The organism is Nonomuraea sp. B1E8 (assembly GCF_039871515.1).
Taxonomy (GTDB): domain Bacteria; phylum Actinomycetota; class Actinomycetes; order Streptosporangiales; family Streptosporangiaceae; genus Nonomuraea.
The window spans coordinates 460,198-474,341 of the sequence record NZ_JBDPLS010000004.1 but is presented as its reverse complement, the minus strand read 5'-3'; the positions used below and the strand labels follow the sequence as shown (position 1 = coordinate 474,341).

Below are 14,144 nucleotides of genomic sequence, written 5' to 3'. Positions count from 1 at the left end.
GATCAGGCAGGTGCCCGACAAGGAGGGTCCGCCCGCCCCGCGACCGCGGCGGACCGCGCATCCGCTGGCCCGCTTCCTGATCCGGCGCCTCCTCCTGGCCGTGCTCATGGCCTGGGGGATCACGCTGGTGACGTTCGTGCTGACCAACCTGGTGCCCGGCGACCCCGTGGCCGCGAACCTCGGCCAGCGGGCGCTCGGCGACCCGGCCATCGTCGCGCAGTGGCGGGCGGAGCACGGCCTGAACAAGCCGCTGTGGCAGCAGTACCTGATCCACGTGCGGGGACTGGTGCAGGGCGACCTGGGCACCAGCCAGCAGAGCCACCGCCCGGTCGCCCAGGACCTCGCCGAGTACGTGCCCGCCACGCTGGAGCTGGCCGGCGCCGCCATCCTGGTCTCCCTGGTGCTGGGCGTGGCGTTCGGCGTGATCGCCGCCCTGCGCAGGGACCGGCTGCCCGACCACGCGCTGCGGGTGCTGAGCCTGGTCGGCATCTCCGTCCCGACGTTCTGGCTGGCGCTGGTGGCGTTCTACGTGTTCTTCTACCGGCTGCAGCTCACCCCGGGCAGCGGCCGGGTGGACGCGGCCCTCGGCTCGGCCCCGCCCGTGACGGGGCTGCAGACGGTGGACGCGCTGCTGGCCGGCCGCTGGGACATCTTCTCCTCGGCCGCCGGCCACCTGGTCACGCCCGCCCTCGTGCTGGCCCTGTACACGATCGGCCTGCTCACCCGCTTCACCCGCTCGGCGGTGCTGGAGGTGCTCGGGCAGGATTACGTGCGCGCCGCCCGCGCCAAGGGCCTGCCGGGGCGGACGATCCTCTTCCGGTACGTCCTGCGCTCGGCGCTGGTGCCCATCATCACCGTGGCGGGCCTGGCCTTCGGCAGCCTGCTGTCCGGCACCGTGCTCGTCGAGGCGATCTTCGCCTGGCCCGGCATCGGGCAGTACGCGTACAAGAGCGCCACCACGCTCGACCTGCCCGCCGTCATGGGCGTCGGCCTGGTGGTGGGCGTCGTCTACCTGGTCATCAACCTGATCGTGGACGTCCTGTACGGCGTCATCGACCCCCGAGTGAGGCTCCAGTGACACGGGACCCCCTGGCCCGCCGGGGCCTGCTCAGGCGGCTCCCCGAGGCGTGGCGGCAGCCGCTGGCCGTGGTCGGCGCCGTACTGGCCGTGGCCTGGATCGTGATCGCGCTGGCCGCGCCCGTGCTGGCGCCGCACGATCCGCTGGCCCAGGACCTGCCGCGGCTGGCCGCTCCAGGACCCGGCCACTGGTTCGGCACCGACCAGCTCGGGCGCGACATCCTGAGCCGGGTCCTGCACGGGGCGCGGGTGTCGATACCGCTGACGTTGCTGCTGGTGGCGCTGTCGGTGCTGATCGGCGGGCTGCTCGGGGCGTGTGCCGGATATTTCGGCAGGTGGGTGGATGAGACGATCATGCGGGTGGCGGACCTGGTGTTCGCGTTCCCGACCGTGATCCTGGCCATGGTGGTGGCCGCCGCCCTGGGCGCGAGCCTCGGCAACGCGGTGCTGGCCGTGCTGGTCGTGGCCTGGCCCGCCTACGCCCGGGTGACGCGCGGGCTGGTGCTGGGGGTCCGGGAGCGGGAGTTCGTGCTGAGCGGGCGGCTGCTGGGCTTCTCGGTGTGGCGGTCCCTGCGGGTGGACGTCCTGCCGAACGTGACGGGTCCCGTCCTGGTGCTGGCCACGCTCGACATCGGCACCGCCCTGCTGCTGCTGTCGGGGCTGTCGTTCCTCGGCCTGGGCGCCAAGCCGCCGTCCCCCGAGTGGGGGGCGATGGTGGCCTCGGGCGTGGAGGTGTTCGACAGCTGGTGGGTGGCGACGTTCCCGGGCTTGGCGATCTTGACCGTGGTGCTGGCGTTCAACTTCCTGGGTGACACGCTGCGGGACGCGCTCGATCCCCGGACCGCCCGCGCGATCAAGGAGCGTGCCCTTTGAGCGAGCGAACGAGACTGTACGGCGACCTGGCCGCAGGTCCGGAGGAGGACCTGTGACCGAGCGGAGCGAGGGAACAGAACAGCACGGCGACCTGGTCGCAGGTCCGACGGAGGAGGACCTGTGACGCTGGACATCAGCGGGCTGAAGGTGTCGATCGGCGGCAAGGAGATCCTACGCGGCGTCGACCTGAACCTGGCCGCGGGCCAGGTGCACGGCCTGGCCGGGGAGAGCGGGTCGGGCAAGACCATGACCGGGCTGGCCGTGCTGGGGCTGCTGCCGCACGGTGCCCTGGCGTCGGGCACGATCCGGCTCGGTGAGCGCGACCTGCTGGCGCTGCCGGCCAAGGAGCTGAACCGGGTGCGCGGCGGCGAGGTCGCCATGGTCTTCCAGGACCCGGCGACCAGCCTGCACCCGATGCTGACCGTCGGCAGGCAGCTCACCGAGCACATGCGGCACCACCTTCGCCTGGGCAGGGCCGAGGCGAAGGAGCGGGCGGTGGAACTGCTCGGCAAGGTGCGCATCCCTGGGCCCGCGGAGGCGTACGGGCGGTTCCCGCACCAGTTCTCCGGCGGGATGCGGCAGCGCATAGCGATCGCCGTCGCGCTGGCCTGCTCGCCGAAGGTGCTGATCGCCGACGAGCCGACGACGGCGCTGGACGTGACCGTGCAGGCGGGGGTGCTGCGGCTGCTGCGCGGGCTCTGCGACGAGCTGGGGCTGGCCGTGCTGCTGGTCACGCACGATCTGGGGGTGATGTCGGCGGTGGCGGACGAGGTGAGCGTGATGAAGGACGGCCTGGTCGTGGAGTCGGGGCCGCGCGGGCGGGTGCTGCGGGAACCGGCTCACGCCTACACCCGCGCGCTGCTCGGCTCACTGCCCGGCGCGGGCACAGCCGAACCCGGCGAACAACCCGGCGGGCCCGGCTCCGGCCCCGTCCCGGAGGGGGAACGATGAGCCTGCTGAGCGTGGACGACCTGGTCGTCGAGCACCGCTCCCCCGGCCGTCCCGCGGTGCGCGCCGTGGCGAGGGCGAGCCTGACCGTCGGCGCCGGCGAGGTCGTCGGGCTGGTCGGCGAGTCGGGGTGCGGCAAGTCGACGCTGGCCCGCGCCGTCTGCGGGCTCAACCCGGTCACCGCCGGCTCGATCACGTTCGACGGGCAGCCGGTCACCCCGCTCGGGCTGCGGCGCAGGCGGCTCACCGGGATCCAGATGGTGTTCCAGGACCCGTACGCGTCGCTGAACCCGCGCCGCCGGGTCGGCGACCAGGTCGCCGACGGGCTGCGCACCGCGCGGGACACCGTCACCTCACCCGCCGACCTGCTCGAACGGGTCGGTCTGCCGCGCGAGTTCGCGGGCCGGCACCCGCACGAGTTCTCGGGCGGGCAGCGGCAGCGCATCGCCATCGCCAGGGCGCTGGCCGCACGGCCGCGGCTGCTGATCGGCGACGAGCCCATCTCCGCCCTGGACGCCTCCGCCCAGTCGCAGGTGGCCAGGCTGATGCGGGACCTGGCCGTGGACGCGGGCGCGGGACTGCTGTTCATCAGCCACGACCTGTCCGTGGTGCGGCTGATCGCCGACCGGATCGCCGTCATGTACCTGGGCAGGATCGTCGAGGTGGGCGACACGGCGGAGGTGTGGGCGGAGCCGCGGCACCCGTACACGAAGGCGCTGCTGCAGGCCATCCCGCAGCCGGACGGGAGGGGCGTGCTGCCCGCGGAGCTGCCCGGCGACGTGCCCGATCCGGCGAACCCGCCGCAGGGGTGCCGGTTCCATCCGCGCTGCCCGCACGTGATGGACGTGTGCCGCGGCAAGGAGCCGGACTTCGGGCCGGTGGCCTGCTGGCTGCACGAGCCGCCGCGGTGACGCCCCCACCGCGTTCCCCGCAGGACGGCGGGTCGGGCGGCGGGTCGGCTGTCCGGGCGGAGGTGGAGGAGGCCAGCTGATGAGCGGGCGGATGAGCGGGCGGATGGTGGCCGTGCGGGAGGCCATGGCCGGCGCCGGGGTGGATGCCCTGGTGTTGCGGCCGTCACCGGACTTCCGGTTCCTCGGCGGCGGGGAGGGGCCGTACCTGGTGGTGACCCGCGACGCCGTCGCCGAGACCGCCGAGCCCGCCCGGCTGGTGCCGGAGGGGGCGCGGCGAGTCGGCGTGGACCCGGAGATGCGGGTGCGCGAGCTGTTCGGGCTCGCCGTCGAGGCCGAACTGGTGCCCGCCTCCGCCGTGCTGGCGCCGCTGCGGCTGCGTAAGGAGCCGTACGAGATCGAGGCCGTCGCGCGCGCGGTGGCGGCCGCGGAGGAGGTGCTGGGGCAGGCGCGGGAGCTGGCCTGGTTCGGGGCGGGCGAGCGGGCGATGGCCCGCCGGCTGCGGTCGCTGCTGGTGGAGTCGGGCTGCGAGGAGGTGCTGTCGCTGCGGGTGGCGGCGGGCGAGCACACCGCGCGGCCCGCGCACGCGCCGGGCGAGCGGGTCATCAACCCGGGCGACGCGCTGCTGGTCTCGGTGTGCGGGCGGTGGGACGGCTACTGCGCGGAGGTCGCCAGGGTGTTCGCGGTGGCGGAGCCGCCGGAGGACTTCGAGGCGATGTACTCGGTGGTGGCCGCCGCGCACCGGGCGGGCCTGTCGGTGATGCGTCCCGGCGTCCCGGTGGCAGCGGTGTCCAGGGCGGTCGGCGAGGTGATCGACGGCAGCGGGTACGGGCGGTTCGCGGCGGCGCACGCCGGGCGGGGCATCGGGCTCGGGCACGACGAGGGGCCGCGGCCGGGCGAGGACGCCGTGCTGGCGGCGGGGATGACGTTCTGCCTGGAGCCGGCCATCTACGTGCCCGACCTGTTCGGGGCACGGGTGGCGGACGTGGTGGCCTGCACGGACGGCGGGCCGCTGGCGCTGGGCACGAGCCCGCACTCCCTGACCGTTCTGGACCGGTGAGACCGCCCGCACCTCACACACGGTCCGCGCAGACCGGCGCCCGCCCACAGCTCTGGCAGGCCGCCGGCGTAGACGTCGGCCTCCCTGCGCCAGTAGTTCCAGTGGCGCGGGTCGTCGGAGTGCCGCCACCCGTCCGGGGCGTCCTTCCGCCGGGTCAGCACCTTGAGGACGGCCGAGCGCGAGCCCCTGCGGACCCGCCAGATGCCGCCGGTGACACCGTTCTTCGGGTTGTGGGTGAGCGGCTCCATGACGGCGTCGGCGCCGCCGAGCACCCGGGTGAACTCCTCTTCCACCCGGGAAACTCTAGACCGTGACGACGTGAGGGCCGGGTCCCCGGCGGCCCGTCCGGCCGGGCGCGAGGTGCGGGCGAGTTTGAGTACGACGATACAGGCGGGCTCGCGCGCGCCCGCTAGGGCAGCTCGACGAAGGACCGCCGTTCTCTTGGTGGCCGGGCACGAATCCCGGCGGGCGCACCATGGCATACCGTCGCCAGTGAACGCGTCCACGAGGAGGAGCGGCAGGTTGATCGAGGTCAGGGAGCTCCACGAGATGGCGGAGTTCGAGCGGGTCAACGACCTGTTCGAGGACATCTGGCACTTCGGGCCCGGCGACCCGCCCATCACGATGGAGCTGATGCGGGCGCTGTCGCACGCGGGCGGCTACGTCGCCGGCGCCTTCGAGGGCGACCGGCTGGTGGGCGGCTCGGTCGGGTTCCTCGCGGCGGGCGGCGCGCTGCACTCGCACGTCACCGGCACGACGCGGCGCGGCGCCGGGTTCGAGCTGAAGCTGCACCAGCGCCGCTGGGCCCTGGGGCGCGGGATCGAGCGCATCACGTGGACCTACGATCCGCTCGTGCGCCGCAACGCCCACTTCAACCTGGCGAAGCTGGGGGCGCGGCCCCAGGAGTACCTTCCGCGCTTCTACGGCGTCATGGGCGACGCGATCAACCAGGGCGACGAGTCGGACCGGCTGCTCGCGGTGTGGCCGCTGACCGCGCCGCACGTGGAGGCGCTGACCCGGCGCGAGCCCGGCGAGAACGCGGCGCCGGAGGGGGCGCCGGAGGGGGCGGTGGTCGCGCTGGCCGACGACGGCGGCCGGCCGGTGCAGGGGCCGGTGCAGGGGCCGGCGGGGGCGGGCGCCGTGCTGGTCGCCGTTCCCGCCGACATCGAGGGGTTGCGCGGCAGCGACCCGGGAACGGCCAAGGCGTGGCGCCTCGCCGTGCGCGAGGTGCTGGGTGGCCTGATGGCGGAGGGCCGCACGGTCACGGGGTTCTGCGGTAAGACCTACTACGTGGTGGAGCAAACGTGAAGATCACTGGAGTTGAGCTGCGCCGGATCGCGATGCCGCTGGTGGCGCCGTTCCGCACCTCGTTCGGCACCGAGACGTCCCGCGACGTCCTGCTGGTCAGGGTCGTGACGCCGGACGCCGAGGGCTGGGGCGAGTGCGTGGCGATGTCGGAGCCGCTCTACTCCTCCGAGTACGTCGACGGCGCGGCCGAGGTGATCCGCCGTTTCCTGCTGCCCGCGTTGCCGCCGAACGTCGACGCGCAGGGCGTGGCCCGCGCCCTGGAGCCGGTCAAGGGTCACCGCATGGCCAAGGCCGCCGTGGAGACGGCGGTGCTGGACGCGCAGCTGAGGGCGGCGGGCGAGTCGTTCGGCCGGTTCCTCGGCGCGTCGCGCACCCGGGTGCCGTGCGGGGTGTCGGTCGGCATCATGGACTCGATCCCGCAGCTCCTCGACGCGGTGGCGGGCTACCTGGACGAGGGGTACGTCCGCATCAAGCTGAAGATCGAGCCCGGCTGGGACGTCGAGCCGGTCGGGGCGGTGCGCGCGCGGTTCGGCGACGACGTGCTGCTCCAAGTCGACGCGAACGCCGCCTACTCCCTGACCGACGCCCGGCGGCTGGCCCGGCTCGACGCGTTCGACCTGCTGCTGATCGAGCAGCCACTGGCCAACGACGACCTGGTGCAGCACGCCAGGCTGGCCGAGCAGCTCGCGACGCCGATCTGCCTGGACGAGTCGATCGAGTCGGCCGAGCACGCCGCGGCGGCGATCGCGCTCGGCTCGTGCTCGATCATCAACGTCAAGCCGGGCCGGATCGGCGGCTACCTGGAGGCGCGGCGCATCCACGACCTCTGCCGGGCCAACGGCGTGGCGGTGTGGTGCGGCGGCATGCTGGAGACCGGGCTCGGCCGGGCGGCGAACGTGGCGCTGGCGGCGCTGCCCGGGTTCACCCTGCCGGGCGACACCTCGGGGTCGCGCCGCTACTACGCGACTGACATCACCGAACCGTTCGAGCTGGCGGACGGGCACCTCGAGGTGCCGGCCGGGCCGGGTCTCGGCGTCGAGCCGATCCCGGCCGTGCTCGACGAGGTGACCACGGCCACGGAGTGGATCACCCTCTGAGGCGGGGCACCGCGGCCAGGAGGGCGCGCGTGTAGTCGTGCGCGGGCTCGCCGACGACCTGCTCGGCGGGGCCCGTCTCGACCAGCCTGCCCTGGTGCATGACGGCGACCACGTCGGCGACGTACCTGACCACGGCCAGGTTGTGCGAGATGAACAACATCGGCAGGCCCAGCTCGTCGCGGAGCCCCCGGACGAGGTTGAGCACCGCGCCCTGCACCGACACGTCGAGCGAGCTGGTGATCTCGTCGGCGACGAGCAGGCCGGGGTCGCCGCCGAGCGCGCGGGCGATCGCGACGCGCTGCCGCTGCCCGCCGGACAGCTCGCGGGGATAGCGACCGGCCACCTCCGCGGGCAACCGCACGAGGTCGAGCAGCCGCTTCACCTCGCTGTCGCGGTCGCGGCCCCTGATGCCCTCCGCGACCGTGTCGCCGACGGTCATGCGGGGGTTCAGCGACGCGTACGGGTCCTGGAACACCATCTGCACGCGGCGGGCGCCCTCGATGGTCCCCGTGTACGGCACGAGCCCGCAGACGGCCCTGGCCAGCGACGACTTGCCGGATCCCGACTCGCCGACGAGCCCGACGACGCGGCCGTCGGGGATCTCCAGCGTGACGTCGTCGACGGCGGTGAAGGCGCCGAAGCGCACGGTCAGGTTCTTGATGATCATGAGACCTCCCAGCAGGCGACCCGCCGGCGGGGGCCGTGCGCGACGAGTTCCGGGCGCTGCGTGGCGCACCGCTCGGTGGCCAGGGAGCAGCGGGGGGCGAAGGCGCAGCCGGGGCCGACCTGGTCGGGCGCGGGCTGGGTGCCGGGAATGCCGGCCAGCGGCTTGCTCCTGTCGGTGTCCAGGTCGGGCAGGGAGGCGATCAGCGCCCTGGTGTAGGGGTGGGCGGCGCCCTCGGCGAGCCGGTCGGCGGGCAGTTCCTCGACGACGCGGCCGGCGTACATGACGACGACGCGGTCGCACAGCTGGCCCACGACGGCGATGTCGTGCGAGATGAACAGCGTGGCCGCGCCGGTCTCCTCCACGACCTCGCGCAGCAGCCGCAGGATCTGCCGCTGGACGGTCACGTCGAGAGCGGTCGTGGGCTCGTCGGCGATGATCAGGCGGGGCGTGCCCATCAGGCCCATGGCGATCACGGCGCGCTGCCGCATGCCGCCGGACAGCTCGTGCGGGTGCTGGGCGGCGCGCCGTTCCGGCTCGGGCAGGTGCACCTGGCCGAGCCGGTCGACGGCGCGGCGGCGGGCCTCGGCGCGGCTCGCGCCCTCGTGCACGACGGCGACCTCGGCGAGCTGGCCGCCGACCTTGAGCGCGGGGTTGAGCGCGGCGAGCGGGTCCTGGAAGACCATGGCGAGCGCGGTGCCGAGCTCCTTGTCCGACAGCGTGGCGACGTCCTTGCCGCCCAGGTGCAGCCGGCCGCAGGTGACCTTCCCCGGGTAGGGGACGAGCCCGCCGACGGCGGCCGCGGTCATGCTCTTGCCGCTGCCGGACTCGCCGACGAGCCCGACGACCTCGCCGGGCGCGACGGTCAGCGACAGGCTCCGCACGGGGGTCGAGCCGCCGGGGAAGGTGACCGTCAGGTCCCGCACGTCCAGCACGGCGCCGGGGTCCGGCTCGCCGGGCTCGGGCGGCGGCGCCGGCGGCTCCTCCGCCCTGCGTACGGTCGTGCGCGCGGCCGCCCTGGCCAGGGCGTCCCCCAGCAGGTTGAAGCCGATGCCGGCGAGCGCGACGGCGGCCGCGGGGCCGAGCGCGACCTCGGGCGTCACGTAGATCCGCGAGAACCCGTCGAACAGCAGCCGGCCCCAGTCGTACGACGGTGGTTGCACGCCGATCCCCAGGAACGACATGCCGGCCAGGCCGAGCAGGGCGCCGCCGAGCGCCTGGGTGAGGTTGAGGATGAGCGGCTCGGCGATGTTGGGCAGCACGTGCCGGGCGAGGATGCGGCGGCGGGGCACGCCGAGCATGCGGGCGGCGGAGACGTAGTCGGCGCCGGCGACCGTGGCGGCCAGCGTCTGGGTGAGCCGGGCGAAGCCCGGCGCGATGGCCGCGCCGATGCCGAGCACCGCGCCGCGCGCGCCGAGGCCGGCGACGACCGCGGTGAACATGGCCAGCAGGAGCCCGGGAAAGGCCACCAGAGCGTTGACCGTGCCGGTGGCCAGCCGGGCCGCGCGTTGGGGGAGCACGGACGGGAGCGTGCCGAGCAGGATGCCGGCGACGGCGCCGATGAGGGTGGCGGCCAGCGCCAGCGCCAGCGAGAACCGGCCCGCGACCAGCACCCTGGCCAGCAGGTCGCGGCCGAGGTTGTCGGTGCCGAGCGGGTGCTCGGCCGAGGCGCCCTGGAGGATGGCGCCGGCGTCGATGCGCTCGGCGGCCTCGCCCCAGACGATCGGGCCGGCGACGGCGAGCGCCGCCATGAGCACGACGATCACGGCTCCGGCCACGGCGGGGCCGCTCCATCGGACGGACATCAGGACTGCTCCCTGATCTCAGAGGTGGGGTCGAGGGCGCCGAGCAGGAGGTCGACGGCCAGGTTCACGACCAGCACGATCGCGCCGTAGACGAGGATCACGCCCTGGGCGACCGGGTAGTCCTTCTGCGTGATCGACTCGACGATCTTCAGCCCGAGCCCCGGCCAGGCGAAGACGTACTCGACGAGCACGCTCCCGGCGATGAGCGAGGTCAGCAGCAGCCCGCACACGGTCAGGGTCGCGGTGAGCGTGTTGGGCAGCACGTGCCGCAGGTGCAGCCGGCGCGCGGGCAGGCGTTTGGCCCTGGCCAGGCGCACGTAGTCCTTGCCCAGCTCGCGCAGGGTCTCCACGCGGGCGATGCGGGCGATCATGGCGACCGGGCCGGCCGCGAGGGCCAGCACGGGCAGCACGTACGTGACGGGCCCGGCCTTGCCCGCGGGCGGGAACCAGCCGAGGCCGATGGCGAAGGCGGACACGAGGCCGATCGCGTACAGGAACTCGGGGACGGCCACGGCGGTGCCGGTGACGGAGCCGAAGGTCAGCTCGGAGCCGCGGTTGCGGCCGTTCTGGGTGCGGACGGCCGCCCCCATGCCGAGCGGGACGCCCGCCAGCAGGGCGATGAGGGTGGCGAGGAGGGCGAGGGCGAGGGTGTTGGGCAGCCGGGCGGCGATGACCTCGCCGACAGGCTCGCTGGTGATGAACGAAGTCCCGAAATTTCCGGACAAGACGTTGGTCACGTAGGTCACGAACTGCTCCGGGAGCGGGCGGTCCAGGCCGAGCGCCGCCCTGCGCGCCTCCACCAGCTCCACCGGCGCGGTCGGCCCGAGCGCCGTGCGCACGGGGTCGCCGGGGATGAGGTGGATCATCGCGAAGGAGGCGGCCAGCAGCACGGCCAGCGACACGGCGAACCGCACCGCCCGCCGCACCGCGACCCGCGCCCTGCGCCGCGCCGCCCGCCGGCCCGCCCGGGGTCGAGGTGGGGAGGGCTTCGGGTCGGTGACGGTCCCGGGCGTCTCGGGACCGCTGGTGTCGCGCACTCAGCCTCCCTGGGTGAGCCTGATCGAGGTGGGCACGAACTCTCCCGCCTGCATGTCGTACGTCGCCCCCTTGGCCGCGTGCAGCACCGTGTTCTCCACCACCGGCACCAGGTCGGCGGCCTCGAACAGGGCGGACTCCGCCTCGAGCCACTGCTCGCAGCCCTCGGCCGACGGCAGCTGCCCGGCCTCGGCGATGAGCGACTCGTAGCGCTTGTTGTCCAGGTGGGCGAAGTTCGCCCCCTTGGGCGCGGCCGGGCCGGACAGGAAGCCGATGAGCTGGGAGGGCAGGGTGACCCCGATCGGGAGCCAGACGACGTCCCAGTCCTGGGTGGCGTTGAGCGACTCCGACAGCTTGGCGTCGATGATGCCGTTCAGCTTCACCTCGACCCCTGCCCTGCGCCAGGCCTGGCCGAGATACTCGACCGCGGCCTGCACCCCGGCCCCGCGCGTGGTGGCGTACATCACCCGCAGCGTCAGCCGCTTGCCGTCCTTGACCCGCACCCCGTCGGGCCCCGCCTTCCAGCCGGCCGCGTCCAGGGCGGCCGCGGCGGCCGCGGCGTCGTGGGCGGGGACGTGCCCGGTGACCGAGTCGCCCTTGCAGGGGCGCGGCTCCATGACGAGCCCCGTGGCCGGCCTGCCGGTGCCGCTGGAGGCGATGCCGGCCAGCTCCTTGAGGTTGACGGCCTGGGTGAGCGCCCTGCGCACGTCCGGGTCGTGCGCGGGCCTGTCGTCGCCCTGGTGGTAGAAGTACTGGCCGTTGGTGAAGGGGACGACCTTCTTGACCACGCCCGGCGTGGCCTCCAGGCGGGCCCGGTCGGGGCCGTAGACGGTCGCGCCGTTGATGGTGCCGGAGACGAGCAGGTTGGCGGCGGTCTGCTCGTTCGGCACGACCTTGAGCACGACGGTCTCGGGCAGGTCGGCGGCGGTCGCGCCACCCGGGCCCCAGGCGTACTCCCTGCGTACCTTGAACGTGTAGTGGTCGCTGGGCACCGCCTCGGTCAGCCGGTACGGGCCGGAGCCGGAGGTCCCGCGGGCCAGCAGCGAGCGGTCGTCGACGCCCTTGCCGCACACGATGAACAACGACCGGGCGCTCTCCAGGATGAAGCTGAACGGCTCCGGCATGGACAACGTCACCGTGCCCGCCGCGTCGTCTGCGGTGGCCTTCATCCCGGTGGGCACCAGCACGCCGTAGATGGGCGACTTCGTGGCGGGGTCGGTGATGTGGTTGACGCTGTCGGCGACGTCGGAGGCGGTCAGCGGGGAGCCGTCCGAGCAGGTGACGCCCTTGCGCAGGGTGAAGGTGGCGTTGTCGGGCTCGACCTCCCACTTCTCGGCCAGCCTGGGCACGATCTCGCCGTCGTCGGAGGCGGTGACGAGCGTGTCGTACGCGAGCGAGAGCGTGGTGTTCGTGATCGAGAGCACGCCCATGGCGGGGTCCAGGCCGCCGGGGTCGGCCGAGATGGCGTAGGTGAACGTGCCGTCCCTGACCGGCGCGCCGGCACCGGCACCATCACTGGCACCGTCACCGGCGCCGTCGCCGCCGGTGCTTCCGCAGGCGGCCGCGAGCAGGGCGAGCGAGGTGAGAGCCGCAGCTGCCGGTTTTCTCATGGGGACTCCCGTCGAGCGTGGGGGGTGTGCACCACCTTCGCCCCTCGCCGGGCCCGGTGCTTCGTGCCGGGTGACGAAAAAGCCGGGCGGCCTCGTGCTAGCGGCCGAAGATCCGCATCTGCAACATCACCGTGAGCCGGGCGTCGGGGTCCGACAGGTCGAGGCCGCTGATCTCGACGAGACGCTTGAGCCGGTAGCGGAAGGTGTTGGCGTGCACGTGGACCCGGGCGCTGGCGGCGTTGACGTCGCCGAACGCGTCCAGGTACGCCCGCAGCGTGGCGGTCAGCTCGGTGCCGTGCTCCGCGTCGTGGTCGAGCAGCCGCTGGTAGGGGCCGGTGGGCGTCTGCTCCTCCGCGGCCGCCACGTCGGCGACCTGGAGCAGCAGCGACTCGAAGTGCACGGAGGTGTACCCGGCGACCTGGCCGGTGGCGCCGCGGGCGCGCAGCACGCGCAGCGCGCGGTCGGCGTCCGCGCGCGACCTGGCGACCTGCGCCAGGTTGAGCGCCAGGCGGCCCGCGCCGATGTTGGCGGCGTGCCGGGGCCCGACCCTGGCCAGGAAGCTCTCGGCCACGCGCACGGCCCGCGCCTCCTCCCCGCTGCTGTCGGGCCCGCCCGGCTGCAGGGGCAGCACCGCGTACGCGACGGAGCCGACGAGCGCGGCGGCGGCCTTGGGATGGATGGCGCCGACGTGCAGCGCGAGCGCGTCGCAGAAGCGCTGCCGATCGCTCTCGCCGCGCGCCGGGTCGGCGGCGGAGTCGCCGGTCGGCTGGGCGGCCAGCACGCACAGGCGGGTGGTGGCGATGCCGAGCCGCTCGGCCGCCTCGGCCGCGTCGGTGCCGCCGGCCAGCACGGTGGACAGCAGGTCGGCGCGGAGCCTCCGCCGGGTGTCGGCCCCGGCCCGCTCGCGCAGCAGCCGCAGCGCCACGATCTTGGCGGCGTCGGCGAGCGCGCGCTGCCGCTGCTCGCTGAGCGGCTCGTGCACGGCCACCCAGATGGAGCCGAGGATCTCGTCGCCGGTGCGGACCGCGACGGCGACCCGGTTGATGACGTTCTCGTCGTCGAGCTCCATGTAGACGGGCTCGCGGCTCTGGTAGAGCTGCTTGAAGAAGCCGCGTTCGTCGAGCATGCGCAGGTAGCGGTCGGGGACCTGGCGGCCGAGCACGGTCTCGACGCGGCCCTGGTCGGCCTCCTCCTGGCGGCCGGAGTAGGCGAGCACCCGCGACGACCTGTCCTCGATCGTGACGGGCGCGTCCAGCAGCGCGCAGACGGCGTTGGCCAGGGAGAACAGGTCGTCCGGCGGCCCCTCCCCCGGCTCGGCCAGGTCGCCCTCGGCCAGCAGCGAGCGCAGCAGGGCGGCCACCTGCGACCAGGAGGCCGCCCTGGTGAGCCCGAGCACGGCCACGCCGGTCTCCAGCACCACGGCCCGCACCCGCTCGTCCACGTCGACGGGCAGCTTGACGACGACGCCGGCGGCCTGCCCGGCCCGCTCGATCAGGGCGCAGATGTCGTCCGCGCGCTGGACGCCGACGGCCAGCAGGATCCCGCCGGGCGGGACGATCAGCTCGTCGAGCGGGTCGTAGATGTGCACGCCGGTGACCTCGGTGTCGAGGTCACCGGGTGACGCGGCGACGTCGAGCAACGTGGTGCCGAGATCGTGGAGGATGCGCCCGAGACTGGCCCGCGGACGATTCCTCATCCGATCACGATAATCCACGAAAACGGAGTTCACCCGGGCACGCCGTGCGCGCGGGCCGCCTCG

The 14,144-nt window shown here is 74.1% G+C and carries 13 protein-coding genes; 7 read left to right on the top strand and 6 right to left on the bottom strand.

The window, feature by feature from the left end:
• The first annotated feature begins 10 nt into the window (after nucleotides 1-10).
• The 5 genes from ABGA98_RS17095 (at nucleotide 11) to ABGA98_RS17075 (ending at nucleotide 4,866) form a co-directional block, all read left to right on the top strand.
• On the top strand, nucleotides 11-1,078 hold the full coding sequence (locus ABGA98_RS17095) for an ABC transporter permease (RefSeq protein WP_347619286.1): 1,068 nt from the start codon (nucleotides 11-13) through the stop codon (nucleotides 1,076-1,078).
• Nucleotides 1,075-1,950, top strand: coding sequence for an ABC transporter permease (locus tag ABGA98_RS17090; RefSeq protein WP_347619285.1), 876 nt, complete (start codon nucleotides 1,075-1,077; stop codon nucleotides 1,948-1,950). The genes ABGA98_RS17095 and ABGA98_RS17090 overlap by 4 nt, the downstream gene beginning before the upstream one ends.
• 120 nt (nucleotides 1,951-2,070) lie before the next feature.
• On the top strand, nucleotides 2,071-2,901 hold the full coding sequence (locus tag ABGA98_RS17085; RefSeq protein ID WP_347619284.1) for an ABC transporter ATP-binding protein: 831 nt from the start codon (nucleotides 2,071-2,073) through the stop codon (nucleotides 2,899-2,901).
• The gene (locus ABGA98_RS17080; RefSeq protein ID WP_347619283.1) at nucleotides 2,898-3,809 is read left to right on the top strand and encodes an ABC transporter ATP-binding protein; all 912 of its coding nucleotides are present in this window, start codon (nucleotides 2,898-2,900) and stop codon (nucleotides 3,807-3,809) included. Before ABGA98_RS17085 ends, ABGA98_RS17080 begins: the two co-directional genes overlap by 4 nt.
• A gap of 79 nt (nucleotides 3,810-3,888) precedes the next feature.
• Complete coding sequence (locus tag ABGA98_RS17075; protein WP_347619282.1) at nucleotides 3,889-4,866, top strand: M24 family metallopeptidase; 978 nt, start codon at nucleotides 3,889-3,891, stop codon at nucleotides 4,864-4,866.
• Here the strand turns inward: ABGA98_RS17075 and ABGA98_RS17070 are convergent.
• Nucleotides 4,755-5,159, bottom strand: a complete 405-nt coding sequence (locus ABGA98_RS17070; protein WP_347619281.1) for a hypothetical protein — start codon at nucleotides 5,157-5,159, stop codon at nucleotides 4,755-4,757. The genes ABGA98_RS17075 and ABGA98_RS17070 overlap by 112 nt on opposite strands.
• Before the next feature lie 229 nt (nucleotides 5,160-5,388).
• On the opposite strand from ABGA98_RS17070, the gene ABGA98_RS17065 reads away from it, so the two are divergent.
• Together ABGA98_RS17065 and menC are read left to right on the top strand one after the other, a co-directional pair.
• On the top strand, nucleotides 5,389-6,174 hold the full coding sequence (locus tag ABGA98_RS17065) for a GNAT family N-acetyltransferase (RefSeq protein ID WP_347619280.1): 786 nt from the start codon (nucleotides 5,389-5,391) through the stop codon (nucleotides 6,172-6,174).
• Nucleotides 6,171-7,271, top strand: coding sequence for an o-succinylbenzoate synthase (gene menC / locus ABGA98_RS17060; RefSeq protein WP_347619279.1), 1,101 nt, complete (start codon nucleotides 6,171-6,173; stop codon nucleotides 7,269-7,271). Before ABGA98_RS17065 ends, menC begins: the two co-directional genes overlap by 4 nt.
• On the opposite strand, the gene ABGA98_RS17055 is transcribed toward menC, so the two are convergent.
• The 5 genes from ABGA98_RS17055 to ABGA98_RS17035 all read right to left on the bottom strand — a co-directional run bounded on the left by ABGA98_RS17055 (nucleotide 7,261) and on the right by ABGA98_RS17035 (nucleotide 14,081).
• Nucleotides 7,261-7,938, bottom strand: a complete 678-nt coding sequence (locus ABGA98_RS17055) for an ATP-binding cassette domain-containing protein (RefSeq protein WP_347619278.1) — start codon at nucleotides 7,936-7,938, stop codon at nucleotides 7,261-7,263. The two genes, menC and ABGA98_RS17055, sit on opposite strands and share 11 nt — an antisense overlap.
• Entirely contained in the window at nucleotides 7,935-9,740 is a 1,806-nt protein-coding gene (locus ABGA98_RS17050; protein WP_347619277.1) for a dipeptide/oligopeptide/nickel ABC transporter permease/ATP-binding protein, read from the bottom strand. The genes ABGA98_RS17055 and ABGA98_RS17050 overlap by 4 nt, the downstream gene beginning before the upstream one ends.
• A complete protein-coding gene (locus ABGA98_RS17045; protein WP_347619276.1) occupies nucleotides 9,740-10,777 on the bottom strand; it encodes an ABC transporter permease in 1,038 nt (345 codons plus the stop codon). Before ABGA98_RS17045 ends, ABGA98_RS17050 begins: the two co-directional genes overlap by 1 nt.
• On the bottom strand, nucleotides 10,778-12,385 hold the full coding sequence (locus ABGA98_RS17040; RefSeq protein WP_347619275.1) for an ABC transporter substrate-binding protein: 1,608 nt from the start codon (nucleotides 12,383-12,385) through the stop codon (nucleotides 10,778-10,780). It lies immediately after the preceding gene.
• Nucleotides 12,386-12,482: 97 nt separating this feature from the next.
• Complete coding sequence (locus ABGA98_RS17035) at nucleotides 12,483-14,081, bottom strand: helix-turn-helix domain-containing protein (protein WP_347619274.1); 1,599 nt, start codon at nucleotides 14,079-14,081, stop codon at nucleotides 12,483-12,485.
• Nucleotides 14,082-14,144 lie beyond the last annotated feature (63 nt).